We start from the raw sequence: 23523 nt of genomic DNA on the forward strand, positions 1-23523 counted from the left end.
GCGGACCCGAGGCGGGTCGGGCAGGCGAGCCGGCTGGCCCGACCCGCCACGGGTGCGCGACCCGTCAGCCCAGCCGGGACAGGAACAGCGCCTCGCCCACCGCGAGCTGCTCGATCTCGCTCGGCGCGACCGACTCGTTGGGCGCGTGGATGAGGCACGCGGGCTCCTCGACACCGAGCAGGACGATCTGCGCGTCCGGGTACTCGGACGCGAGCACGTTGCACAGCGGGATGGACCCGCCCTGGCCTGCCGTGACGGTCTCCTTGCCGAACGCGTCGGCCAGCGCACGCGAGAGCGTGTCGAAGACGTGCCCGTCGGTCCGTGCCTGGAACGGCTGCCCGACGGCGTCGCGCGTCGTCGTGACCTTGACGCCCCAGGGCGCATGGTTCTCCAGGTGGGCCACGAGCTTGTCCTGGAGGTCCTGTGCGTCCGCCCCCGGTGGGACCCGCAGGTTGAGCCGGGCCGCGGCCCGGGGCTGGATCGCTGCGGCCGAGCCGACGACGTTCGGCGCGTCGATGCCCAGGATCGTGACCGCGGGGCGCGACCACAGCTGGTCGGAGACACGTCCCGACCCCAGGAGCCGGGTGCCCTCGATCATGCCCGCGTCGCTCCGGAACTGGTCCGGGTCGTAGTCGACCCCCGGCCACGTCGCGTCGGCGATCTCCGGCGGGATGCCGTCGATCGTCGTGTTCCCCGCGTCGTCGCGCAACGAGGACAGGATGTGGACGAGGGCCGCGAGCGCGTCGGGCGCCGCTCCCCCGAACATGCCCGAGTGGATCTCCCCCTCGAGCGCCTCGACGGTCACGACGACGTTGGTCGCACCGCGCAGCGACACCGTGAGCGTGGGGAGTCCGAGGGTCGCGTTGCCCGTGTCGGCGATGAGGATCGCGTCGGCGGCCAACTCCCCCGGGTGAGCCTCGACGTACTGGTCCAGCCCGCCGGTGCCCTGCTCCTCGGAGCCCTCGATCACGATCCGGATGCCGACCGGGAAGTCGTCGCCACCGAGCGCCCGGAGAGCGCGCAGCGCCGTGAGGTGCGTGACGATGTTGCCCTTGCAGTCGGCCGACCCGCGGCCGTACAGGCGCCCGTCGCGCTCGGTGAGCTCGAACGGTGGCGTGAGCCACGCGGCGTCGTCGAGCGGTGGTTGCACGTCGTAGTGCGAGTAGAGGAGCACCGTGGGGGCTCCGGGTGGGCCGGGGCGGTAGCCCAGGACCACGTTCGAGCCGTCGGGAGTCTCGACCAGGCGGGCGTCGTCGATCCCCTCCGCACGGAAGGCGTCCGCGACCCAGTGCGCGGCGCGCTCGCAGTCCTCGCGCGGGAAGAGCCGTTCGTCGGCGACCGACGGGATCGCGACGAGCGTCCGCAGGTCGTCGAGCGCTCGAGGCAGCAACGAGGCCACCTGTGCCTTGACGGGAGCGAGGTCTAGCGGTGTGCTGCTCACGATTCCTCCGGGGTGGTCGTGTTCTCGTCGAGGTTGAGGGAGTCGACATAGGCGTCGAAGTCGTCGAGCTGCTGGGGGCAGTAGACCGCGATCACGAAACGGGCCCCCTGGCGGCGGCGCTCGTCGACGAGCGACGGCCTGCTGCCAGGACCCGTGGCCCCGTTCGTGGACCCGAGGTTCGCGGTCGCCTTCACCAGGGCTGCCGGGTCGGTGCAGAAGCCGCCGCCGTCGGCGCCCAGCACCGCGACGATCTGGTCCTCGTCGAAGGCCGTGATCCCGATCTCCTCGAACTTGGCGTGCAGCTCGGCTGCGCGCTGCTCGGCGAGCTCGCGGTCCTGCGCTGCGTGGTAGTTGTTGTACAGCACCGCCATGAGGACTCCCACGGCGACGGCCAGGATCGCGGCCGCGGTGTAGACGATCCACCGCCGGTTGCCCTCCGGCTCGTCCTCGTGCTGCGGCAGCCCGTCGGGGCCGTTCGTCGTCGACGTCGTGGTCATGTCACGCCTCCTCCGTTCCGCCCGCGGGGGCATCGACGAGCGGCTCCTCCGGTCCTCCGACGTTGGCCGGGTTCTTCCAGTGCGGCTTGCGCAGGAGGTAGAAGAGCGCAGGCACCAGGATCCCGACGACGCCCAGGCCACCGCCCACGATCAGCAGGTAGACCCCTGCGCTGCCGCTCGAGAACTGTGCGGGCGGCACGAAGCCGATGATCATGGCCGCGACCGACGCGAGGAACCCGACCGTGCACAGCAGCGTGAGCGCCGGAGCGCGATACCCGCGCGGGTGGTCGGGCTTGTTGCGCCGCAGCCGGACCGCCGCCACGAAGAGCAGGAGGTACATGATCAGGTACACCTGCGTCGTGATGACCGACAGGATCCAGTAGGAGCTCGACACGTCGGGGATGAACGCGTAGAGCAGGGCGATCACCGTGGTCACGAGGCCCTGGGACACCAGGATGTTCTGCTGGACGCCGTGCTTGTTGAGCTTCTGCAGGAAGGGCGGCAGGTAGCCCTCCTCGCGCGCCACGGTCAGCAGGCCCTTGGACGGACCGGCGAGCCAGGTCAGCATGCCGCCGAGCGAGGCCGCGATGAGCATCAGACCCAGGATCGGGGTCAGCCAGCTCACGCCGAAGTTCGCGAAGAACGCGTCGAAGGCCTGCATGACGCCGGCCGTGAGGCTGAGCTGGTCGGCCGGGATGACCCAGCTGATCGCGAGCGCCGGGAGGATGAAGATCACCAGCACGAGGCCGATCGCGAGGAACATCGAGCGGGGGAACTCCTTGGCCGGCTTGCGCAGGCTCGTCACGTGCACGGCGTTCATCTCCATGCCCGCGTAGGACAGGAAGTTGTTGACGATGAGCACGAGCGACGCGATGCCCGTCCACTGCGGCAGCAGGTGGGAGGCGTCCATGGGGGCCGCAGACGTGTTGCCCTGACCGAGGAACACGAGCCCCAGGACGACGAGCAGCGCGCCGGGCACCAGGGTCCCGATGACGAGCCCGAAGCTCGACAGTCCCGCGACCGCCTTGGTGCCCTGCGACGACACCCAGACCCCGGTCCAGAACAGGACCACGATGACGATCGCGACGTACACCCCGTTGCTCGCGAGCGAGGGGTTGATGACGTACGCGAACGTGCTGGCCACGTACCCGAGGAGGCTCGGGTAGTAGAAGATCGTCATGGCGAACTGGCACCAGATCGCCAGGAAGCCCGCGGGCTTCGAGATGCCGTCCGCGACCCAGCGGTACACGCCCCCCGACCAGCCGGACGCGAGCTCGGCCGAGACGAGCGACGTCGGGAGCAGGAACACGAGCGCCGGGACGATGTAGAGGAACACCGCGGCCAGCCCGTAGACCGCCATGGTCGGCGCGGCGCGCAGGCTCGCGACCGACGAGGTGATCATGAACGCGAGCATCAGCCACGTGATGTAGTTCTTGGGGGTCCTGGCGGTGATCGCCGCGCGCATCTCCTCGCGGGTGGGCGGGGCACCGCGGCTCTCGGACGTGACCGACGAGGGCGCCCCTGAACCGCCCGACTCCGCTGTGGGTGAGGCCATCATTCCTCCGTGCCGCCGAGACCCCCCTGGACGGACGGGTCGCCGAGAACCGCTCGAACGTGCCAGACGTTGCGAACATATCGCCCGGCACGGGTTTGCGCTCCCGGAACGGGCCGGCCTCGGGACCACCCGCGACACGCCGGGACGGTCGGGCGTGTCGCGCTGGTAGCGTCGACAGGGCCGTCTCGCCGGCGCCCCGGCCGCCGGCCCGCCCGCACCGCCCTCGCCCTCGTCTGGAGCCACGCGTGAAGATCCTCGTCCCCGACACCCTCCCCCTCGACCTCACGTCCCGGGGCGTCGGTGACCCCACGCCGGGCGAGGGCGGCGCGCGGGACGTGCTCGTCGAGTACGACGCCGGGGCTCGCCTCCCGGTCGAGCACCGCGACGCCGAGGTCCTGGTCGCCTGGGCGAACTCGCCGGAGAACCTCGCGGACGCCGCCGCGCACCTCCCCCGGTTGCGCTGGGTCCAGACCCTCGCTGCGGGTCCCGACGCGATCCTCGCGGCGGGCTTCGCCCCGGACGTGGTCGTGACCAACGGGCGGTCGCTGCACGACGGCCCCGTGGCCGAGCACACCTTGGCCCTCACGCTCGCGGCGGTCCGGCGCCTCGACCGGTCGGGCACCGCGCAGCGCGAGCACCGGTGGGACTCGGCGCTGGGGCGCGAGCAGGCAGACCCCGCGACCAGCGGGCGCTTCACGCTGCACGGTGCGCACGTCACGATCTGGGGCTTCGGCTCGATCGCGGCCACGCTGGCACCGCTCTACGCAGCGCTCGGGGCCCGGGTCACGGGAGTCGCGAGCACCAGGGGCGAGCGGTTCGGCTTCCCGGTCGTGACCGACGCAGACCTGCCACGGGTCCTGGCGACGACCGACGTCCTGGTCTCTCTGCTGCCCGCGGTCCCGGCGACGCGCCACGCGTTCGACGCCACCCGCATCGCCCAGCTCCCGGACCACGCGTGGTTCGTCAACGCAGGCCGGGGAGCCACGGTCGACGAGGTCGCCCTGGTCGCCGCGCTGCGCGAGGGCCGCCTGGGCGGCGCCGCGCTGGACGTGACGGAGACCGAGCCGCTCCCGGAGGACTCACCCCTGTGGGACGCCCCGCGCACGATCATCACGCCCCACGTCGCGGGGGGCCGGCCGCAGGGCGCGTCGACCCTGGTCCTGGAGAACCTGGAGAACCTGCGCGCGGGCCGCCCGCTGCGCAACGTGGTCCCGCGGGGCTGAGCACCCGGCGGGCCCCGGTCGCGAGAGGGCTACCAGCGCGCGTTGCGCGGCACCTTCTGGCACACGGGGCACGTGTACGACGACCGGTTCATGAACTCGTCACGCCGCACGAGCGCTCCGCAGCGCGTGCACGCCTCGCCCTCGCGCCCGTACACCGCGAGCGAGCGCGAGAAGTAGCCGGACTGGCCGTTGACGTTGACGTAGAGCTCGTCGAAGCTGGTCCCGCCCTGGGCGAGGGCTTCTCGCATGACCTCCTCGGCGGCGTCGAGCACGCGGTGCGCCTCGGCCAGGCGCAGGGTGTCGGTGGGGCGCGCGTAGTGGAGCCCGGCGCGCCACAGGGCCTCGTCGGCGTAGATGTTGCCGACCCCGGAGACCAGCCGCTGGTCGAGCAGCGCACGCTTGATCCCGGTCCGACGACGGCGCACCGCCCGCGCGAGCTCGTCGCGCCGCAGCGCGGGGTCGAGCAGGTCGCGCGCGATGTGCGCGGCGGGCTCGGGGATCTCCGCGAGGGGCGACCCCCAGCCGCCCGGCGCGCCGTCGGGGGTCGGTGCGAGATCCGTCACGGACAGGTGCCCGAACGTGCGCTGGTCCACGAAGTCGAGGGTGCGCGGCGCGTCGTCCTCGCCGGCGAGCCCGGACAGCTCGAGCCGGACCCGCAGGTGCGGCACCTTCTCGACCGCGGCGCTCCCCGAGCGGACCAGGAGCTGGCCGCTCATGCCCAGGTGCGCCATGAGCGCGGTGACGTGCCCGCCCGCGGGCGCGGCGCCGTCGGGCACGTCGCCCGGCGGGGCGTCCTGCGTGCCCGACGTGTCCTCCAGGAGGAGCCACAGGTACTTGCCGCGGCGCACCGCGGCGCCCACGCGCTGCCCCACGAGCTGGCCCCGGAAGCTGTCCGGGCCGCCCTCGTGACGGCGGACCGAGTAGTCGCGCAGGACCTCGACGCCCGTGACCGTGCGTCCGGTGACGTGGCGGGCGAGGCCGTCACGGACGGTCTCGACCTCGGGGAGCTCAGGCAACGGTGCCCGGCTCGTCGAGGTGCTCGTCCTTGACCGTCAGAGCGTCCGTACCCGCAGCCGAGGCGGGCAGCGGCAGCTTCTGGATGGCGAGGTACGCCATCTCGGCGGCCTCCTGCTCGGCGTACTTCTTGGCCGAGCCGTGGCCCGTGCCGTAGACGACGCCGTCGAGCGAGACCTCCGACGTGAAGGTGCGCGCGTGGTCGGGGCCGTCGCCCGTGCTCGCGTAGACCGGAGCGCCCAGGTTGCGGGCCGCGGCGGACTCCTGGAGAGAGGTCTTCCAGTCGAGTCCTGCGCCCAGGTCCGCGGCGACGGCGAGCGTCGGGTCCACGAGCCGGTGCACCAGGTCGCGAGCGATCTCGAGGCCGTGGCTCAGGTAGGTCGCACCGATCAGCGCCTCGACGGTGTCCGACAGGATCGAGTCCTTGTCGTTGCCGCGCGTCCGGACCTCGCCCTTGCCGAGCAGGATGTACCCGCCGAGGCCCAGGTCGCGCGCGATCGCGGCGAGCGACTTCTGCGAGACGGTGGCGGCGCGCATCTTGGCGAGCTCGCCCTCCGGCAGGTCCGGGTGGCGGCGGTACAGCGCCTCGGTCACGACGAGCCCCAGGACGGTGTCCCCGAGGAACTCGAGGCGCTCGTTGGTGGGGATGCCGCCGTGCTCGTGGGCGAACGAACGGTGCGTCAGTGCAAGCACGAGAAGCTCGGGATCCAGGTGGATCCCGAGCCTCTCGAGAAGACCGGCGGCCGCGGGGGCTTCCGGCGTCACGCTATTCAGCCTGCGTGCTCGGTGCGCAGCGCCTCGACGTACTGACGGCCCTTGTAGGTGCCGCAGGTCGGGCACGCAGCGTGCGACAGCTTGTCGCCCTTGCACTGCGGGCAGGTCGTGAGGTTCGCGGCGGTGGTCTTCCACTGCGAACGACGCGCACGGGTGTTGCTGCGCGACATCTTGCGCTTCGGAACAGCCACGGCTAGCTCTCTTTCGTCTCGTCGGACACGCTCGGATCCTCGAGCATGCTCTGTAGTGCCGACCACCGGGGATCGACAATGTCGTGCGAGTGATCAGGATCCTCAGCCAGACGTGCTCCGCACTCGGAGCACAGGCCCTGGCAATCGGGCTGACACAACGGTCTGAATGGTAGTGCAGTGACGACGGAATCCCGAAGCGCGGGCTCGAGATCGATCAGGTCGCCCTCGAGCTCGTACACCTCGTCCTCGTCGTCACCGGACTCTGCCGCGGCCTTCGCACGCTCGGGATACACGAACAGCTCCTGGATGTCCGCGACGACGTCAGCCGTCACCGGTTCCAAGCACCGCACGCACTCCCCGACCGCCTGGGCCTGGGCAGTCCCTGTCACCAGGACCCCGTCCATCACCGACTCGAGCCGGACGTCCAGCTCGAGGTCAGCGCCTTCAGGGATGCCGATCACGACGGTACCGAGGTCTGCCGGAGCCTTGACCGAGCGAGTCACTTCACGCATCGATCCGGGACGCCGACCGAGCTCGTAGGTGTCGAGCACAAGAGGCGAGCGCGAGTCGAGAGTGATGGGTTCCTCCACGGGTTCTCAGCGACCCGAGCGGGCCACCAGGTGTTCAAGGTCACAACGCGCACGTCAGTCCCGCAAGAACCAGGGGGATCTCAGGGAGATGAACGTGCACCTCGGCCCCAGCCGATGACAGGCAGGACCAACGGACCATCTTACGGCATGACAGAACCGCCGTCGAACCTCACGAACTGACCCGGATCGGACAGGTGTTCCGGACCCCGCGCGCGGGGCACGCGGCCCGCGCCGCCGACGGGCCAGCTCCTACTCCCCCGAGCCGTCGCCGCCCTGGAGCTCGCCCATGCGCTGGGCGAGCTTGGCCCGCCCGGCGTGCACCTGCGCCATGATCTTGCCCAGGTCCACCTCGAACTCGGCGAGACGGCGGTCGCAGTAGTCGTCGGCGTCGACCCGCAGCTCCGCGGCGGTCCGCTCGGCGTCCTCGACGATCGCGTGGGCCCGCGACTCGGCCTGCACCACGACCTGCTCCTTCTGGACCAGCTCGATCGCGCGGGCGCGCGCCGTCGTGAGGATGTCCTCGGCCTGCTTGGTGGCCTCCGCGAGCACCGCGTTGGCCTCCGCGAGCACCTCGTCGGCGTGCGCGAGCTGCTCGGGCAGCGCGTGGCGCATCTCGTCGACGAGGGCCAGGGCGTCGGCCTTGTGGACCAGGACCGACGACGACATGGGCATGGCCCGAGCCGTCTCGACCAGGTGGGCCAGGTCGTCGAGGATCACGTGGAGCCCGGCCTCGGTCTGCGCCTCGTCCTCGGTCTGGGCGAGCGGGTGGTCGTTCATCGGCCTGTTCCTTCCGTGGTGGGGGTCGCCTGCCGCGCCTGCCGCGACTGCTCGGTCGCGGGCGTCGAGCCGGCCGCGCGGTCCGCGAGCGCCCGGCGCACGAGGTCGCCCACGCCCGCCGGGACGAGGTCGTCGACGGGGCCGCCGAAGCGGGCCACGTCCTTGACGAGCGAGGACGCGACGTGGGCGAGGGCGGGGTCGCCCGGGACGAACACGGTCTCGACGCCCACGAGGTGACGGTTCATGAGGGCCATGGGCAGCTCGGCGTCGAAGTCCGCGCCTCCGCGCAGGCCCTTGACGACGGCCACGGCTCCGACCTCGCGGCAGAAGTCCACGAGGAGACCGGGGACGATCGCGACGCGCACGTCCTCGAGACCCGGGCTCGCGTCGAGCGCGGCGCGGGCGATCTCGACGCGCTGCTCGGCGCTCAGGAGCGCGGACTTGGACGAGTTGCGGGCGACCCCCAGGACGACATCGTCGAACAAGGACCGCGCTCGGCGGACGATGTCGAGGTGGCCGAGGGTGAGGGGGTCGAACGACCCCGGGCAGACGGCGATGGTCACCTCGCCACGGTAGTACACGGGCCCCGGGAATCCGGGCAGGCCGGGGCCCGCCGCGGGCCGCGCCAGGCCGCGCGCGGAGCCCGGGCGCGGCAGGATGGGTGCCATGTCTCCCCAGTCCGGTCCCGTCGTCGTCCCCCTCCGCTCGGTCGAGCAGCTCACGCAGCTCTACCGGGACGTGCTGAGCCCGTCGTTCCCTCCGGCGGAGCTGGTCTCGCTCTCGTCGTTCCTCGCGGACCACGCGGCAGGGCACCTGGAGTCGTTGGGGGTCGTCGAGGTGCCCGACGGCGCCGCTCCCCCGAGCGGACCGGGTGCGGCCGGGCCGGGGCCCGGTGGGGCGGGCACGGCGGACAGCGGGCCGGACGAGGCACCTGCCGGGCGTGTGGTGGCCGGCGTCGTCGGCTCGTGGTCGGCCGAGGCGCGGGTCCTGCTCGTGCAGTACCTGGCGATCGCGCCGGGGCGGCGCGGGGGCGGGATCGGCGCGGCCCTGCTCGGGGCGGCCGTGGCCGCGTGGCTGACGAACCTGCGCCCGGCCATGGTGCTGGGCGAGGTCGAGCACCCGGGCTTCCACGCGGCGAGCGAGGCGCACGGCGACCCCGAGGCGCGGCTGCGGTTCTACGCGCGCCACGGCGGACGGGTCCTGGCGGTGCCGTACTTCCAGCCCGGCAACGCTCCCGGCGCCGAGCGTGTGCCCGCGCTGCTGCTCATGACGCTCGCGACCGAGGACCCCACGGCGACGAGCGTGCCCGCGGCCCCGCTGCGCACGTTCCTGCGCGAGTACTTCGTGGACAGCGAGGGCAGCCTCGCGGACGACGAGCCCACGCGCGCGCTGCTGGCCTCGGTCGCAGGAGAGCGCGTCGAGCTGGTCGCGGCCGACGAGCTCGACCGCGTCCCGGTGGGGCTGCTCGACGAGGCGTCGCTGCGCGCGCCCGCTGCCCCCTCCGGTCTGTAGGTCGCTCAGGACCTGGGCAGGCCCCTCAGGACGCGTCGCCCGCAGCCTCCCCGGCCTCGGCCGCGGCCGGACCCGCGTAGTACACGGCCGTCTCGCCGTAGTCCTTGCGGGCGAGCAGCTCCCATCCTGCGGGCCACTGCGGCTCGGGGCTGCGCGTCGAGCGCTCCACGACCACGACCGCGTCCTCGACGAGCGCCGACGTCACCGAGAGCTGCCGCAGGAGCTCGGCGACCACTGCCTCCGCGAGGTCGTAGGGAGGGTCGATGAAGACGACATCCCACGTGGTCGTCGGCGGCGACAGGACGAACTTCTCGGCCTTGTCCTGGACGACCTGCACGTTCGTCAGGCCGAGGGTCTTCACGTTGGCCCGGCAGACCTCCGCGGCGGCGCGCGCGGCGTCGACCAGCACGACCTTCTGCGCGCCGCGCGAGGCGGCCTCCAGGCCCAGGGCTCCTGACCCCGCGTACAGGTCCAGGACATAGGCCCCCTCGAGGACCCCGTAGTGCTCGAGCCGCGAGAAGATCGCCTCGCGCACCCGGTCGCTCGTGGGGCGCGTGCCCTTGGGGGGCACCTGCAGGCTGCGTCCACCGACCGTCCCGGCCACGATCCTCGTCATGCGGGACAGCCTAGACGGGCCGGCCCGGGGCCCGGCTACGACCGTTCGAGGAACTCCTCGCGCTCGGGGTCGAGCCTGCTCGTGATCGCGGCCCGCAGCTCGGGGTGGTGCTCGAGGTCAGGGTCGGCGGCGATCACCTCGGCCGCGTCCGCGCGTGCCTGCTCGATCACCGCGACGTCCTTGACGACGCGCAGCAGCCGCAGCGAGCTCGCCCTGCCGGACTGAGCAGCGCCCAGCACGTCGCCCTCGCTGCGCAGCTCGAGGTCGACCGTCGCGAGGCGGAAGCCGTCGGTGGTCTCGGCCATGGTCTCGACCCGGACGGCCGCGGGCGTGCCGGGCTCGACGGTCGAGACGAGCAGGCACAACCCCGGCGCGGAGCCACGGCCCACGCGGCCGCGGAGCTGGTGGAGCTGCGAGAGGCCGAACCGGTCGGCGTCGAACACGACCATCACCGTGGCCTCGGGCACGTCGACGCCGACCTCGACCACGGTCGTGGAGACCAGCACCTGCACCGCGCCGGACGCGAAGTCGGCCATGGCCTTCTCCTTGTCCGCCGGCGGCATCTGCCCGTGCAGGACGCCGACCGAGAGGCCGCGCAGCGCGGGCACGCGCGCGAGCTCCTCGGCGACCTCGAGCACCGCGCGCAGCGGCGGCCGGTCCGACCCGGTGCCGGTCCCGTCGAGGTCGAGGAAGTCGGGCACCTCGTCGAAGTCGTCGGTCCTGGTCCTCCTCCTCGCGGCCCCCTTGCCCTCCCCCGCGGCGTCGGGACCTGCGTCCGGGGCCGGGACCTCGGCGTCGGGGTGGATCCGGGCGCACACCACGTAGGCGCGGTGGCCGGCTTCGACCTCCTCGCGCACGCGCTGCCACGTCCGGTTCATCCACGCCTCGTTGTCCGCGGGGACCACGTGCGTCGTGATGCCCGCCCGCCCGGCCGGGATCTCGGTGAGCGAGGACGTCTCGAGGTCGCCGAACACCGTCATGGCGACCGTGCGCGGGATGGGGGTCGCGGTCATGACGAGCAGGTGAGGGCTCGTGCGGGCCTTGGCCCGGAGCGCGTCGCGCTGCTCCACGCCGAACCGGTGCTGCTCGTCGACCACGACCAGCCCGAGGTCCGCGAACTGCACGTTCTCGCTCAGCAGCGCGTGCGTCCCGACGACGATCCCCGCGCGTCCGCTCGCGGCGTCGAGCAGCGCGGACTTCTTGGCGGCGGCCCCCAGGGATCCCGTGAGGAGCGCGACACGCGTGCCGTGGTCGGCCCCACCCAGCATGCCTCCCTCGGCGAGCGGCCCGAGCAGGGTCGCGAGCGTGCGGGCGTGCTGCGAGGCGAGCACCTCGGTGGGCGCCAGGAGAGCGGCCTGCCCCCCGGCGTCGACCACCTGGAGCATCGCGCGCAGCGCGACGACGGTCTTGCCCGAGCCGACCTCTCCCTGGAGCAGCCTCTGCATGGGCCGCGAGCGCGCGAGCTCTTCGGAGATCTCCGCGCCGATCTCACGCTGCCCGGCCGTGAGCGTGAACGGCAGGGACGCGTCGAAGTCCGCGAGGACGCTGGGCTCGCCCGGGGCGAGCAGGGGCCGGGCCGTCGCCTCCTCGGCCTCGGCCCGCGCGCGCCGCTGGGCGAGCGCGGCCTGGAGCACGAACGCCTCCTCGTAGCGCAGGCGGTCACGGCCGTGCTGCCACTGGCGCGTGTCGAACGGCTCGTGGACGTCCTTGAGCGCGGCGTGCCGCGACCCGAACCCGCGGGCCTCGCGGACCGTGGGAGGCAGCGGGTCCGGCACCTCGTCCTCGGTCAGCGGGTCCAGGACCTGGCGGACGGCCTTCTGGATCCGCCAGCTCGGGATCGCGGCGCTCGCCGGGTAGAGCGGGATGGGGCGACGGGCCTCGATGAGTGCGGACTCCTCGTCGTCGGCGTCGACCCCGATGATCAGGTAGTCCGGGTGCGTGAGCTGGCGCGCCCCGCGGTAGGCGCTCACGACGCCCGTGAACAGTCCCGTGCGCCCGGGCTGCAGACGGCTCTCGTGCGTCCGGAGCGCCCCGGTGCCCTTGGCGAAGAACGTCAGCGAGAGCCGGTGGACGCCGTCGGTGACCTCGGCCTGCATCATGGCCCCGCCCCGTGAGCGCATGGCACGTACGGTCGCCTGGACCACGCGCGCCATGATCGTCACGTGCTCCCCGAGCACGAGCCCGCCGAGGTCGGTGAGCCTGCCCGGGTCGCCGTAGCGGCGCGGGTAGTGGCCCAGCAGGTCACCCGTGGTCTCGAGGCCCAGCTTCGCGAGCGCGCCGGCGGTCCGCGGGCCGAGCACCTTGGCGAGCGGCTCGGCGAACCGGTCCACGGGTCCCGTGACGAGGTCCCCGGCCAGCACGCGGGTGGCCGTCACGTGGTCCGGGGTCTCGGGCGTCAGGTCCTTGGTCATTCCGCTCCCAGCTCGAGGTCTGCGTGGTCGCGCCCGGAGTCGAGGACGACGACCTCGATGCCCGGGACGCGCTGGCGGGCGATGCCGACGACGACGTCGATCACGAGCGGGTCCACCCCGCGTCCCGGCATGATCGTGAGGACCTCGTCGTCCGGGCGCAGGAGGTCCTCGAGCGCGGGACGCACGAGCGAGCCGTCCGCCGCGACCTGGACGGCCCGGACGTCGGCGAGCGCGGCTCGCATCGCCTCGGCCTGGTCCTCCTCGACGAGCTGCGCCGCGGCGAGGGCCGCGACGACGTGCAGGTCCGTCGGGGCGTCGAGGACCTCGACGGCCTGCAGGTCGCCCGCTCCCGGCTCGACCCGCGACGCCGCCGCGCGGGCCGCGACCGCGGCCGCGGCGCTGCCCGGAAGCACCGTGACGAACCGGGCCGAGGTGTCCACCGCGACCCTCAGCACCTCCTCGGGCTCGGGGGCGCGGTCGGCCGCGAGCAGGACAACGGCCCCGCTGCGGGCCAGGTCCGGTACGAGCCCTGGCGCCGACGTGATGGCCACCACGCCGTGCGCGGGCACCTGCTGCTCGGGGTGGGGCGCGGCGGCCGACGGGTCCTCGTGCACGCCGCGCGCAGCGACCTGGGTCGCGAGGTGGCGCACGCAGACCTGGCGCAGCCCAGCGCGGTCGGCGGCGACCTGTCGCGCCGCGGCGACCGCGCGCCCGGGGTCGTCCGTGTGCACGTGCGCCTGCCAGACGCCGTCACCGACCACGACGACCGAGTCGCCGACCTCCTGGAGCGCGGTACGGAGCGCGGCTGCGAGGTCAGGGGCGTCCCTGCGGCCGTCCTGGACGGACTCCACGACGAACATGACCTCGAACTCGCCGTCGAGCCCCACGGCCGCGGGGTCGCCGCCGGTGAGCGCGGGCGACGGGGCGGCAGAGGGATCGGCGTGCCCGACGGCGACGCCCGCCCTCGCCCGCGGGTCCACCGAGGCGTCGGTCGTCAGGGTCGCCATGGCGTCCATGGTGCCGCCGGCCACCGACAGCGTCGGGAGCGCTGGCAGCACCGGACCTGCCGGCACGTCCGACGCAGGCGAGCCGCCGTGACCCGGAACCACCACCGGGGCCCCGCCGAGGCGCGAGGTCTCGGTCACACCGGCCTCCAGACCGGCGCCGTCGAGCCCGTCCGCGCCCAGGACGCGGCACAGCGCGTCGAGCACGAGGACGAGCCCGAACGCCCCCGCGTCTCGCACCCCGGCGCGCGAGAGGACCTCGAGCTCGCTGGGGCTGCGGAGCATGGCGCGGTGAGATCCGTCACGTGCCGCGACCACCACGCCGGTCAGGTCGGCGCCCGCGTCGGCCGCGGCGCGGGCCGCGGACGCCCCGCCGCTCGCGGCCGTGAGGATCGTCCCGGGCACGGGAGCGGCGACCGCCGCGTACGAGGCCCGAGCAGCGGCCTCGAACCGTGTCGCGACGCGCAGCGACCCCACGGGCTGGTCCGCGGACGTCACCGCGCCCGCGAAGCCGCGCAGGAACTCGCTGAGGATCACGCCCGAGTTCCCGCGCGCCCCGAGCAGCGCGCCCCGCGCGAAGGCGACCAGGACGGAGTCGGTGGGCTCGCCGTCGGGCAGGGCGGCCACGGCCCGTGCCCCCTCGGTGACCGTCAGGAGCATGTTGGTGCCCGTGTCCGCGTCCGCGACGGGGAAGACGTTCGCGCCGTCGATGCGCGCCCTGGCCTCCCCGAGGGTCCGGACCGTCTCGGTCACCCACGTCCGCACCACTGCGGGCTCGATGTGCTCCTTGCCGTCGGTCACGCTCGTGGGGCTCCTCGGTCCGGGGCGGCACGCGAGGGTGCCGAACCCCCGTCGAGCCTGCGATACTGTCCGGACCACCGTAGTCCGCCTCGCGCGCTGCCTCTTGCATGCGTTCGGGCCGGTTTGGGGTGGAGGGCGGCCATCGGCTACCCTATGGAGGTTGCCCGGACAGATCTGGGCGACCACGGACGCTCCCCGGCTTCTGCCGGTACGGCGCGTTCACCCCACAGACCATTCACTACGTCGCCGCTGTCCTTCGCGGAGGCGTGCACGACGATCAGGAGAAATCGTGGCTGCCAACTGCGAAGTCTGCGGCAAGGGCCCGAGCTTCGGGCACAGCATCTCGCACTCGCACGTCCGTACGAAGCGTCGCTGGAACCCGAACATCCAGCGCGTCCGTGCCATCGTTTCGGGTACCCCGAAGCGCCTCAACGTGTGCACCTCGTGCCTGAAGGCCGGCAAGGTCGTCCGTCACGTCTGAGCCTTTCAGCTCGTTCCACGAGAGCCCGCCAGGATCCGTCCTGGCGGGCTCTCGTGCGTCCGGGGGTGCTTCGTGCCCGACGGCGGGGCTCACCTCGAGCGGACGGGCGCCGCCGACGACGGGCGGACCTGGGCACCGAGTCGCACGGTCAGTCCGGCCGGTCGGCCGAGCGGCGCGAGGCGGGCCGCGCCCGCACGTGCGCCCGCTCCCCCTGGGGACCGTGGAGGACGAGCAGCTCGACCGGGTGCTCGTCGGCGCTGATGATGGCGTGCGGGGTACGGGTGTCGAACTCGGCGGCCTCGCCCTCGCCGAGGATCAGGTCGTGCTCACCGAGCAGGAGGCGCAACCGTCCGCCCAGGACGTACAGCCACTCGTAGCCCTCGTGCACCCTGGTCTCGGGCAGGACGTCCGAGGTCCGGCCGTGCAGGAGCTGCTTGTAGGCCTGGACGCCGCCGCGCCTGCGCGAGAGCGGCAGGAACGTGGACCCGTTGCGCCTGACCGGGCGCGCATGGATCCGCGGGTCCCCCGTGGGCGGGGCGCCGACGAGCTCGTCGAGCGGCACCTCGTGCTCGCGGGCGAGCGGCAGGAGGAGCTCGAGCGTGGGGCGCCGCCCCCCGGACTCGAGCCGGGACAGCGTGCTCACCGAGATGCCCGTGCGGTCGGAGAGCTCGGCGAGGGTCAGGTGACGCTGCCGACGCAGCGCGCGCAACCGTGGTCCGACGGCCTCGAGGGCTTCGGCGAAGGGATCGTCCATGGCGTCGAGTTTGCCACTTCGGCAAGAGGAATTGCCAGCAGGCGGCGGGGGCGCGGATGCTCGACGACGGAGGTGGTCACCGTGACCCGAGAGAACCCAGCGCCCGCCACGGGCGAGAGCACGCCGAGCAGCACCACGCCGGAGACCTACGACGTCGTGGTCGTGGGAGGTGGCGCGGCAGGCCTGAGCGGAGCCCTCACGCTCGCGCGGGCACGACGCAGCGTGCTCGTGATCGACGCCGGACGTCCCCGCAACGCACCGGCCGAGCACATGCACGGCTACCTGTCCCGCGACGGCGAGAACCCCGCCACGCTCCTCGCGGCCGGGAGGGCCGAGGTCGCGGCCTACGGGGGCCGGATCTCCCAGGGCACGGTCGAGTCCGCGACGGCCCTGCCCGACGGCGGGTTCGAGGTCCTCACGACCGACGGCAGGGCCGTCCTGGCCCGTCGTCTGCTGGTCACCACGGGCCTCGTCGACGAGCTGCCCGACGTGCCCGGACTCGCCGACCGGTGGGGCAAGGACGTCCTGCACTGCCCGTACTGCCACGGCTGGGAGGTGCGCGACCAGGCCGTGGGCATCCTCGCGACGGGCCCGATGGCGGTCCACCAGGCGCAGATGTGGCGCCAGTGGAGCGACGACGTGACCCTCTTCCTCCACGGGTCGCCGGCCCCCGACGCCGAGACCCGTGCCGCACTCGACGCGCGCGGCATCCGGGTGGCCGAGGGCCCGGTCGCGGGGCTCGCGCTCGACGCGGGCGTCCTGAGCGGCGTCCGGCTCGCGTCCGGAGACGTCGTCCCGTGCGCGGCGCTCGTCGTCGCTCCCCGCTTCACGGCCCGGTCCGCGGTCCTCGCGTCGCTCGGGGTCGCGACCGAGGACCAGGTCGTCGACGGGGTGACGATCGGGACCTACGTGCCCTCCGACCCCCAGGGCGCGACCTCCGTCCCCGGTGTCAGGGTCGCGGGCAACGTCACGAACATCATGGCGCAGGTGGTCGCCGCGGCGGCGGCCGGCGTCCAGGCGGCAGCCGCGACCAACGGCGACCTGATCGCCGACGAGGTCCGGCAGGCGCTCGCCGCACGCACGACGTCCAGCGAGCACGCGGGGTGAAAGGCTGAGAGGATCGGCGGACGACGTGCGGGCACGCCCGCCGCTCCTCTCTCATCCCACCAGCACATCACCTTGGGGAGATTTGCTGAAGATCCGGACAAAGAGGTTTGGTGAAACTCCACGGAAGTGGCAGGATTTGGTCATGGTGACGGAACTCAACGAGGTAACGATCCGCACGGCAACTCCACAGGACGCGGCGTCGATCGCCCAGGTCCACATCGCCTCGTGGCGGGGTGCCTATGCCGGGATCGTCCCTGACGACTACCTCGCATCGCTCGACCACGACCAGCGCGAGGCAGCCTGGACGCAGAACCTCGCGAACTCCGGCGCCGACATCCTCCTGGCCGAGGCCGACGGGCGAGCCCTCGGGTTCGCGAGCCTCGGTCCCGCGCGCGACGAGGACGCCGAGTCCGGAGACCTCGAGGTCTACGCGATCTACCTCGACCCCGAGGCCTGGGGACGCGGCGTCGCCCGCGACCTCATGCGCACCATGCTGTCCAAGGTCCCGCCGCGCACCCCGGTCTCGCTGTGGGTCCTCAAGGACAACGAGCGCGCCCAGCACTTCTACCGCCGTCACGGGTTCGCACCGGACGGGGTCGAGCGTCGCGACGACATCGGCGGCCGTGACCTGACGCAGGTCCGCTTCCGCCGGACGGTCTGACCAGGCCCGCAGCACACCAGCTCCTCCGTCGAGGGGGTCGCCCTCCAGGGCGCCCCACTCGACGCGTCCGGTACGCGACCGTCACGACCTGGCGAGGAAGGTCACCTGGGCAGCCTCCGTCGACCGCGGAGTCCCTCGCTGCGGACCAGGGTCCGTCAGCCGCGGAAGTGGTCCCACCCCACGCCGTGCGCGCGCGGCGCCTCCCCGTCGACCGTGACCGCCGGGGCCGCCGGGGCCGGATCCGCGGCACCGCCGGCTCCCGGCACGCTCGTGGGCCGCGCCACGACCCGGCCCACGGCCCGGAACGGCTCGGGCAGCGACGTCCCCGCCGGGAACGTCGCGAGCAGACCGTGGTCCTCGCCGCCGGTCAGGACCCAGTCCCGGGCGAGGGCCGCCTGCGCACCGAGGTCCGCCGGGCCCGGCCCCGTCGCTGAGAGCGGTCCGTCCGCCACCCGCACGGCCGACGCCGCGACGGCCAGCCGGTCCAGGTCGCCGCGGAAGGCGCCCAGGTCCAGGTCGACGGCCACGCCGCTGGCCCGGGCGAGACGCCCGGCGTCACGCAGCAGGCCGTCGGACAGGTCGAGCATGGCCGTGGCCCCGGAGCCCGCGGCGGCCGGTCCCGCGGCGAGCGGTGGCTCGGGACGCAGGTACGCGTCGACGAGCTCCTGGTCCAGGGGACCCAGGTCGTGGTCGAGCAGGGCGAGCCCCGCGGCGGACCAGCCCCTGCGCCCGGCGTGCGCGACGACGTCGGACACCTGGGCACCCGAGCGCAGGACCGGCTCCCGCCCGCCCAGGTCCCCGTGGACCGTGACCGCGACGACCACGTCGTCGCCGCTCGACAGGTCTCCCCCGACCACGGCCGCTCCGCTGGGCGCGCACGCCGCGGCGAGTCCGCGGGCCAGGCCCGTGACCCACGCGACCGGCAGGTGCCCCGGGATGACGAGCGAGACCACGAGCGAGGTGGGCCGCGCCCCCATGGCCGCGATGTCGGCGAGGTTCTGCATCGCGGCGCGCCACCCGACGTCGTACCCCGTGGACCACTCGGGGCGGAAGTGCCGACGCTCGACCAGCACGTCGGTCGAGACCACGAAGCGCCCGTCGGGGGCGCTCACGACGGCCGAGTCGTCGCCGGGGCCCACGAGGGTCGCCGCGCCCGTCGGCAGGAGCGGGAAGATCGCCGCGAGCAGCTCCTCCTCGGACGTCTCGCGCACCAGCACCCGGCCCTCGTTCAGATCAGTCACGGCGCCACCTTACGCGGGACGGGGGCCCCGCCGGAGCGGCTACCGTTGGAGGGTGCTGAACGCCCCTCGTACCCCAGCCCGACGCCGGACGCTCGCCGGGATCCTGCTGCTCGCCACGGTCGCCGGCACCAGTGCGTGCACCCCGACCATCGGAGTCCCGGTCGCCGACGACGCCGCGAACCCGAAGTGCGCCGAGGTCGTCCTCGCGGTCCCCGACATGCTGGGCGACCTGCCCAAGGTCAAGACCGACAGCCAGGCCACGGCGGCCTGGGGGGCGTCGGGCGCCGCCGTGACGCTACGGTGCGGCGTCACGCCGCCCGAGCCCACCACGACGGGCTGCCAGGGGGTGCCCAGCGCTGCGGGCAGCGTCGACTGGATCGTCGCCGACGACGGCAAGGGCACGTGGACCTTCATCACGTACGGTCGCGACCCCGCGGTCGAGGTCCAGATCCCGCCGTCGGTCAGCTCGGACCACTCGTCGTCGTTCGTCTCCGACCTCAACCGCGCGGTGTCCAAGGTCGAGCAGACGCGCTACTGCATGTGATCTTCGTGACCCGACCGACGCGAGGAGCGCGCCACCCGTACGGGTGGCGCGCTCCTCGCGTCGGTCGGGCGGCGCCCGGGTCGGTCAGCGCAGGCCCGTGGGGCGCTCGAGCGCGAGCTGGATGAGCTCGTCGATCAGCTCGGGGTACGAGATGCCCGACTTCTCCCACATGCGGGGGTACATCGAGAACGGCGTGAAGCCCGGCATGGTGTTGATCTCGTTGACGATGACCTGGCCCTCGTCCGTGACGAACACGTCGACCCGGGACAGGCCCTCGGCACCGACCGCCTCGAACGTGCGGACGGCGACGTCGCGCACCTCGTCCACGAGGTGCTGGGGCAGGTCGGCCGGGCAGCTCAGCTCGACGCCGGCCTCGTCGAGGTACTTGGCCTCGAAGTCGTAGAAGTCGTGGTTCGTGTCGGTCACGACGATCTCACCGGGCAGCGACGCGCGCGGGCGCTCGCCCTCGCGCCCACCGAGCACCGCGCACTCGATCTCGCGCCCGACGACGCCGGCCTCGACCACGACCTTGGGGTCGTGCTTGCGTGCCTCGTCGATCGCCGCGGGGAGGTCCGCGAGGTCGTCGACCTTGGTGATCCCCAGGCTCGACCCCGCGCGGGCCGGCTTGACGAACACCGGCAGCCCCAGGCCCGCGACCGTCTCCGTCCAGGCGACCGGGTTGCGGTCCCACTCCCCCGGGCGGATGACCGTGTAGGGCGCGATGGGCAGTCCCTGGCCCGCGAGGACGAGCTTCATGAAGTGCTTGTCCATACCCACGGCCGACGCGAGCACGCCCGCACCCACGTAGGGCACGTCGGCCAGCTCGAGCAGGCCCTGGAGCGTGCCGTCCTCGCCGAACGGGCCGTGCAGCAGCGGGAAGACGACGTCGACCTCGCCCAGCTCGCGCGGGAACTCGCCCGGCTCCAGGACGCGCAGCCCACGCTGCCCGACCGCGAGCGGCAGCAGGACCTCGCCGCCCGTCGCGGTGACCTCGGGCAGGTTGCCCGCCGTGATCTCCCAGCGCTCGGGCTCGTCAGCGGCGAGGACCCACTGGCCCGCCTTGGTGATCCCGACGGGGACGATCTCGTAGCGGTCTCGGTCGATCGCACGCATGACGCCGCCCGCGGTGGCGCACGAGATGACGTGCTCGCCGGAGCGTCCGCCGAAAAGGATGAGGACGCGCGTCTTGCGCGCGGGAGCACTGGGTTCTGGCTGGCTGGACATCGCGGACGACCCTACCGGAACCATGCTTCCCCGAGAGAACAGGAACGTTCCCCGCTCGTGAAGGAGCGGTGATAGAACGGGGGCATGAGCCACCCCCTGCTGACCGACGACCTGCTCGACCGCATCCGCTCGCGCGCCGCGGGCTACGACCGCGAGAACGCCTTCTTCACCGAGGACCTTGAGGAGCTGACCGCGGCCGGCTACCTCCAGGCCTTCGTCCCGGCCGCGATGGGCGGCCCGGGCCTCGGCCTGCGGGACGTGGCGCACGAGCAGATCCGCCTCGCGGGCGCGGCCCCCGCGACCGCCCTGGCCGTCAACATGCACCACGTGTGGACCGGCGTCGCGCGGTACCTGTACGAGCGCGGGGACCACTCGCTCGACTTCGTGCTCGAGGAGGCCGCGCGCGGCGAGGTCTTCGCGTTCGGGTACTCGGAGCCGGGCAACGACCTGGTCCTGTTCGGGTCCCGGACCCAGGCCCGTCCCGACGGCGAGGGCGGCTACTCGTTCCACGGCCGCAAGATCTTCACGTCGCTCTCGCCCGCGTGGACCCGGCTGGGAGTGCTCGGGATCGAGACGGCGGCCGAGGGCGGCCCGGAGCTCGACGGCGACCCTCGCCTCGTGCACGCGTTCGTGACGCGCGAGGGCGGCGGCGTCGACGTCCTGGACGACTGGGACACGGTCGGCATGCGCGCGAGCCAGAGCCGCACGACCCTGCTGGTCGGTGCGCACGCCCCGGCCGACCGGGTCGTCCGGCGCCTGGCTCCCGGCCCCTCGACGGACCCGCTCGTGCTCGCGATCTTCACGACGTTCGAGGTGCTCCTCGCGTCGGTCTACACGGGGATCGGCAAGCGAGCCCTCGAGCTCGCGGTCGAGAACGCGCACCGGCGCACCTCGATGAAGAACGGCGGCAAGCCGCTGTCGCAGGACCCGGACATCCGCTGGCGCGTCGCGGACGCGGGCATCGCGATGGACGGGATCTACCCGCAGATCGACCAGGTCGCGGGCGAGATCGACGCGCTGGTGGACCGCGGCGCCGGGTGGTTCACGGCCGTCGCGGGGCTCAAGGTGCGCGCCACCGAGACGGCGCGCGTCGTGGTCGACCAGGCGATCCGCGTGTCCGGCGGGTCCTCGTACTTCGCGTCCTCCGAGCTCGGGCGACTCTACCGGGACGTGCTCGCGGGGATCTTCCACCCCTCCGACGACGAGTCCGCGCACTCGACGTTCGCGAGCGCGCTGCTCGGACCGGTCGAGGACTAGCGCTGGGCGGGGCGGGGCGGCGTCGAGTGTGCCGTTCGGGTCGTCCGGCCGCGGCCGACGACGACCAGAGCTGCACGCTCGACGCACCCGCCCCGTCTCCACCTGCCGGTTGCCCGCGGCACCCGCTCCGCGTCGAGGCGTAATCTCACCTCCATGACGACCGAGCCGACCGGGCCGACCGCGCCCACCGTCCACAGCTCCCCCCTGTCCCCCGCCACGATCGCGGTCGCGGCCGGGCGCCCGCCGCGCGAGCAGGGCGGGCCCGTGAACCCGCCCGTCGTCCTGTCCTCGACCTACGTGTCGCGCGGCGTGCAGCAGCCGGGCGAGCTCCTGTACACGCGCATGGACACCGAGACCTGGCACCCGTTCGAGGAGGCCCTGGCCACGCTCGAGGGCGCCTCGGAGCCGGGCATCGTCTTCAGCAGCGGGATGGCGGCGATCGCGGCGGTCTTCTCGTTCGTCCCGGCGGGCGGCAAGGTCGTCGTGCCCCGGCACGCCTACCAGGTGACGCTTGGCTTCGCGGACGACCTCGCGGCCCGCCACGGGGTCGAGGTCGTCCGCGTCGACGTCGCCGACACCGACCAGGTGCTCGGGGCGATCGACGGGGCGGACCTGCTCCTGGTCGAGTCGCCGACCAACCCCATGCTCGAGGTCGCGGACCTGCCCGTGCTCCTTGCCGCGGCACGCGAGCGTGGAGTCCTCACCGCGGTCGACAACACGTTCGCGACCCCGCTGGGCCAGCAGCCCCTCGCCCAGGGCGCGGACGTCGTCGTGCACTCGGTCACGAAGTACCTCGCGGGACACTCCGACGTCGTGCTCGGGGCCGTCGTGACGAGCGACCCGGACCTGGCCGCGAAGGTCCGTGCGTACCGGACCCTGCACGGCGCGATCGCCGGTCCGTGGGAGGTGTGGCTCGCGCTGCGCGGGCTGCGCACGCTCGCGCTGCGCGTCGAGCGGTCCCAGGCCAACGCCGCGGAGATCGCCCGGCGCCTGGCCGAGCACCCGCTCGTCGAGGAGGTCCGCCACCCGAGCCTGCCGACCGACCCGGGCCACGAGCGTGCGGCCCGCACCATGACGGGCTTCGGGGCGATCATCGGGCTGCGCCCCCGCGGCGGTCGCGAGGCCGCGGACGCGGTCGTCGAGGCCGTCGAGCTGTGGGTACCCGCGACGAGCCTGGGAGGGGTCGAGTCGAGCCTCGAGCGGCGGCGACGGTTCGCGACCGAGTCGCTCACGGTCCCCGAGGACCTGCTGCGCATGAGCGTCGGCATCGAGGACGTCGAGGACCTGTGGGCGGACCTCGACCGTGCGCTGCGGTCTGCTGCGGGCAGCTAGCGCGCGGCGGCAGTCCCGTCGGTGGCCCGCGGCTCGTACGCCTCAGCACTGAAGACGACCACGCCCGACTCGAGGTCGACGTCGATCGGGGGCGCGGTGGACGGCGCCTGCGCGATGTCGAGCCGCTGTCGCTCCTTCTCCTCGGTGAGATGCACCCTGCTCGGCTGGAAGATGTCGACCAGGGCGCCGAACGCCCCGGAACCGACGCTCTCCCCCGAGCCGGTGAGCTCGCCGCGCTCCCGCTCTCTGGCCCGCCCGCTCACCATGCGCTCGATCGCGACCACCGCGACGACCACGAGCACGACGACGAGGAAGAGAGGCGCGCCCACGCTGCTGAACCACGGCATGGGGCAACCGTAGGGCGGACGGGTGCCGCTGTCATCCCTCGCGGCGCAGCTGGTCCGGATCGCCCGCCGCGACGACCCGGGCATCGTCGTCGGCGCGAGGCGAGCAGGTCGCGTCTCGCGAGGCGCGTTCCCCGATCGAGACCTTCCCTCCATGCGGCCGTGTCCTGCC

General features: G+C 73.4%; 24 protein-coding genes. 8 read left to right on the forward strand and 16 right to left on the reverse strand.

Annotated elements, in window-relative coordinates; genetic code table 11:
• Positions 1-64: 64 nt before the first annotated feature.
• The 3 genes from H9641_RS09365 to H9641_RS09375 are packed head-to-tail and all read right to left on the reverse strand — an operon-like array spanning position 65 to position 3493.
• Positions 65-1441, reverse strand: a complete 1377-nt coding sequence (locus tag H9641_RS09365) for a dipeptidase (protein ID WP_191803108.1) — start codon at positions 1439-1441, stop codon at positions 65-67.
• Positions 1438-1938 carry a hypothetical protein gene (locus H9641_RS09370; RefSeq protein WP_191803110.1) on the reverse strand — a complete coding sequence of 167 codons (501 nt, stop codon included), beginning with the start codon at positions 1936-1938 and terminating at the stop codon, positions 1438-1440. Before H9641_RS09370 ends, H9641_RS09365 begins: the two co-directional genes overlap by 4 nt.
• A gap of 1 nt (position 1939) precedes the next feature.
• Positions 1940-3493 carry an APC family permease gene (locus tag H9641_RS09375; RefSeq protein ID WP_225220235.1) on the reverse strand — a complete coding sequence of 518 codons (1554 nt, stop codon included), beginning with the start codon at positions 3491-3493 and terminating at the stop codon, positions 1940-1942.
• Positions 3494-3738: 245 nt separating this feature from the next.
• Here H9641_RS09375 and H9641_RS09380 point away from each other — a divergent pair, with 245 nt between their 5' ends.
• Complete coding sequence (locus H9641_RS09380; RefSeq protein WP_191803112.1) at positions 3739-4716, forward strand: phosphoglycerate dehydrogenase; 978 nt, start codon at positions 3739-3741, stop codon at positions 4714-4716.
• Positions 4717-4745: 29 nt separating this feature from the next.
• Here H9641_RS09380 and mutM read toward each other — a convergent pair whose 3' ends face one another.
• From mutM to coaD, 6 genes are all read right to left on the reverse strand, one after another.
• Positions 4746-5732, reverse strand: coding sequence for a bifunctional DNA-formamidopyrimidine glycosylase/DNA-(apurinic or apyrimidinic site) lyase (gene mutM, locus H9641_RS09385; protein WP_191803114.1), 987 nt, complete (start codon positions 5730-5732; stop codon positions 4746-4748).
• Positions 5725-6495, reverse strand: a complete 771-nt coding sequence (gene rnc, locus H9641_RS09390; RefSeq protein WP_318244486.1) for a ribonuclease III — start codon at positions 6493-6495, stop codon at positions 5725-5727. Before rnc ends, mutM begins: the two co-directional genes overlap by 8 nt.
• Before the next feature lie 5 nt (positions 6496-6500).
• On the reverse strand, positions 6501-6695 hold the full coding sequence (rpmF, locus tag H9641_RS09395) for a 50S ribosomal protein L32 (protein ID WP_056648464.1): 195 nt from the start codon (positions 6693-6695) through the stop codon (positions 6501-6503).
• A gap of 2 nt (positions 6696-6697) precedes the next feature.
• Positions 6698-7285 (reverse strand): YceD family protein, encoded by a 588-nt coding sequence (locus H9641_RS09400; RefSeq protein WP_318244487.1) that lies wholly within the window; start codon positions 7283-7285, stop codon positions 6698-6700.
• Positions 7286-7534: 249 nt separating this feature from the next.
• A complete protein-coding gene (locus H9641_RS09405; protein ID WP_191803116.1) occupies positions 7535-8062 on the reverse strand; it encodes an ATP synthase subunit B family protein in 528 nt (175 codons plus the stop codon).
• The gene (coaD, locus tag H9641_RS09410; protein WP_191803251.1) at positions 8059-8625 is read right to left on the reverse strand and encodes a pantetheine-phosphate adenylyltransferase; all 567 of its coding nucleotides are present in this window, start codon (positions 8623-8625) and stop codon (positions 8059-8061) included. The genes H9641_RS09405 and coaD overlap by 4 nt, the downstream gene beginning before the upstream one ends.
• Before the next feature lie 103 nt (positions 8626-8728).
• Here coaD and H9641_RS09415 point away from each other — a divergent pair, with 103 nt between their 5' ends.
• On the forward strand, positions 8729-9574 hold the full coding sequence (locus H9641_RS09415) for a hypothetical protein (protein ID WP_191803118.1): 846 nt from the start codon (positions 8729-8731) through the stop codon (positions 9572-9574).
• A 25-nt stretch (positions 9575-9599) separates the two neighbouring features.
• Here H9641_RS09415 and rsmD read toward each other — a convergent pair whose 3' ends face one another.
• From rsmD to H9641_RS20695, 3 genes are read right to left on the reverse strand one after another with little or no spacing between them, the layout of a single operon-like run.
• Positions 9600-10190: a 16S rRNA (guanine(966)-N(2))-methyltransferase RsmD gene (gene rsmD, locus H9641_RS09420; protein WP_191803120.1), complete on the reverse strand. Its 591-nt coding sequence runs from the start codon at positions 10188-10190 to the stop codon at positions 9600-9602.
• 35 nt (positions 10191-10225) lie between these two features.
• On the reverse strand, positions 10226-12601 hold the full coding sequence (locus tag H9641_RS09425) for an ATP-dependent DNA helicase RecG (protein WP_191803122.1): 2376 nt from the start codon (positions 12599-12601) through the stop codon (positions 10226-10228).
• Entirely contained in the window at positions 12598-14406 is a 1809-nt protein-coding gene (locus H9641_RS20695) for a DAK2 domain-containing protein (RefSeq protein WP_191803124.1), read from the reverse strand. The genes H9641_RS09425 and H9641_RS20695 overlap by 4 nt, the downstream gene beginning before the upstream one ends.
• Before the next feature lie 289 nt (positions 14407-14695).
• Between H9641_RS20695 and rpmB the strand changes: the two genes are divergently transcribed.
• Positions 14696-14887, forward strand: a complete 192-nt coding sequence (gene rpmB, locus H9641_RS09435) for a 50S ribosomal protein L28 (RefSeq protein ID WP_056648452.1) — start codon at positions 14696-14698, stop codon at positions 14885-14887.
• Positions 14888-15035: 148 nt separating this feature from the next.
• Here rpmB and H9641_RS09440 read toward each other — a convergent pair whose 3' ends face one another.
• On the reverse strand, positions 15036-15641 hold the full coding sequence (locus H9641_RS09440) for a helix-turn-helix domain-containing protein (RefSeq protein WP_191803126.1): 606 nt from the start codon (positions 15639-15641) through the stop codon (positions 15036-15038).
• A gap of 81 nt (positions 15642-15722) precedes the next feature.
• On the opposite strand from H9641_RS09440, the gene H9641_RS09445 reads away from it, so the two are divergent.
• On the forward strand, positions 15723-16748 hold the full coding sequence (locus tag H9641_RS09445) for an NAD(P)/FAD-dependent oxidoreductase (RefSeq protein WP_318244488.1): 1026 nt from the start codon (positions 15723-15725) through the stop codon (positions 16746-16748).
• Positions 16749-16890: 142 nt separating this feature from the next.
• Positions 16891-17409 (forward strand): GNAT family N-acetyltransferase, encoded by a 519-nt coding sequence (locus tag H9641_RS09450; protein WP_191803128.1) that lies wholly within the window; start codon positions 16891-16893, stop codon positions 17407-17409.
• Positions 17410-17564: 155 nt separating this feature from the next.
• Here H9641_RS09450 and H9641_RS09455 read toward each other — a convergent pair whose 3' ends face one another.
• Positions 17565-18641 carry a thiamine-phosphate kinase gene (locus H9641_RS09455; RefSeq protein ID WP_191803255.1) on the reverse strand — a complete coding sequence of 359 codons (1077 nt, stop codon included), beginning with the start codon at positions 18639-18641 and terminating at the stop codon, positions 17565-17567.
• Between the two features lie 61 nt (positions 18642-18702).
• Between H9641_RS09455 and H9641_RS09460 the strand changes: the two genes are divergently transcribed.
• Positions 18703-19194: a DUF3515 family protein gene (locus H9641_RS09460; protein ID WP_318244489.1), complete on the forward strand. Its 492-nt coding sequence runs from the start codon at positions 18703-18705 to the stop codon at positions 19192-19194.
• Between the two features lie 84 nt (positions 19195-19278).
• Here the strand turns inward: H9641_RS09460 and H9641_RS09465 are convergent, their stop codons facing one another.
• The gene (locus H9641_RS09465) at positions 19279-20418 is read right to left on the reverse strand and encodes a D-alanine--D-alanine ligase family protein (protein WP_191803130.1); all 1140 of its coding nucleotides are present in this window, start codon (positions 20416-20418) and stop codon (positions 19279-19281) included.
• Between the two features lie 84 nt (positions 20419-20502).
• Between H9641_RS09465 and H9641_RS09470 the strand changes: the two genes are divergently transcribed.
• Together H9641_RS09470 and H9641_RS09475 are read left to right on the forward strand one after the other, a co-directional pair.
• Positions 20503-21675 carry an acyl-CoA dehydrogenase family protein gene (locus H9641_RS09470; protein WP_191803132.1) on the forward strand — a complete coding sequence of 391 codons (1173 nt, stop codon included), beginning with the start codon at positions 20503-20505 and terminating at the stop codon, positions 21673-21675.
• Between the two features lie 153 nt (positions 21676-21828).
• Positions 21829-23007 carry a trans-sulfuration enzyme family protein gene (locus tag H9641_RS09475; protein WP_191803134.1) on the forward strand — a complete coding sequence of 393 codons (1179 nt, stop codon included), beginning with the start codon at positions 21829-21831 and terminating at the stop codon, positions 23005-23007.
• On the opposite strand, the gene H9641_RS09480 is transcribed toward H9641_RS09475, so the two are convergent.
• Positions 23004-23354, reverse strand: a complete 351-nt coding sequence (locus H9641_RS09480) for a DUF6191 domain-containing protein (RefSeq protein ID WP_191803136.1) — start codon at positions 23352-23354, stop codon at positions 23004-23006. The genes H9641_RS09475 and H9641_RS09480 overlap by 4 nt on opposite strands.
• Positions 23355-23523: the final 169 nt, after the last annotated feature.

It is taken from the genome of Oerskovia merdavium, assembly GCF_014836755.1.
GTDB lineage: Bacteria > Actinomycetota > Actinomycetes > Actinomycetales > Cellulomonadaceae > Oerskovia > Oerskovia merdavium.

Bases quoted from the DNA above. Each gene is read 5' to 3' on its own strand.
- H9641_RS09370 (WP_191803110.1), bottom strand. From the start codon at position 1,938: ATGACCACGACGTCGACGACGAACGGCCCCGACGGGCTGCCGCAGCAC.
- H9641_RS09375 (WP_225220235.1), bottom strand. From the start codon at position 3,493: ATGGCCTCACCCACAGCGGAGTCGGGCGGTTCAGGGGCGCCCTCGTCG.
- H9641_RS09405 (WP_191803116.1), bottom strand. From the start codon at position 8,062: ATGAACGACCACCCGCTCGCCCAGACCGAGGACGAGGCGCAGACCGAG.
- H9641_RS09415 (WP_191803118.1), top strand. From the start codon at position 8,729: ATGTCTCCCCAGTCCGGTCCCGTCGTCGTCCCCCTCCGCTCGGTCGAG.
- rsmD (WP_191803120.1), bottom strand. From the start codon at position 10,190: ATGACGAGGATCGTGGCCGGGACGGTCGGTGGACGCAGCCTGCAGGTG.
- H9641_RS09425 (WP_191803122.1), bottom strand. From the start codon at position 12,601: ATGACCAAGGACCTGACGCCCGAGACCCCGGACCACGTGACGGCCACC.
- H9641_RS09440 (WP_191803126.1), bottom strand. From the start codon at position 15,641: ATGGACGATCCCTTCGCCGAAGCCCTCGAGGCCGTCGGACCACGGTTG.
- H9641_RS09450 (WP_191803128.1), top strand. From the start codon at position 16,891: ATGGTGACGGAACTCAACGAGGTAACGATCCGCACGGCAACTCCACAG.
- H9641_RS09465 (WP_191803130.1), bottom strand. From the start codon at position 20,418: ATGTCCAGCCAGCCAGAACCCAGTGCTCCCGCGCGCAAGACGCGCGTC.
- H9641_RS09470 (WP_191803132.1), top strand. From the start codon at position 20,503: ATGAGCCACCCCCTGCTGACCGACGACCTGCTCGACCGCATCCGCTCG.
- H9641_RS09475 (WP_191803134.1), top strand. From the start codon at position 21,829: ATGACGACCGAGCCGACCGGGCCGACCGCGCCCACCGTCCACAGCTCC.
- H9641_RS09480 (WP_191803136.1), bottom strand. From the start codon at position 23,354: ATGCCGTGGTTCAGCAGCGTGGGCGCGCCTCTCTTCCTCGTCGTCGTG.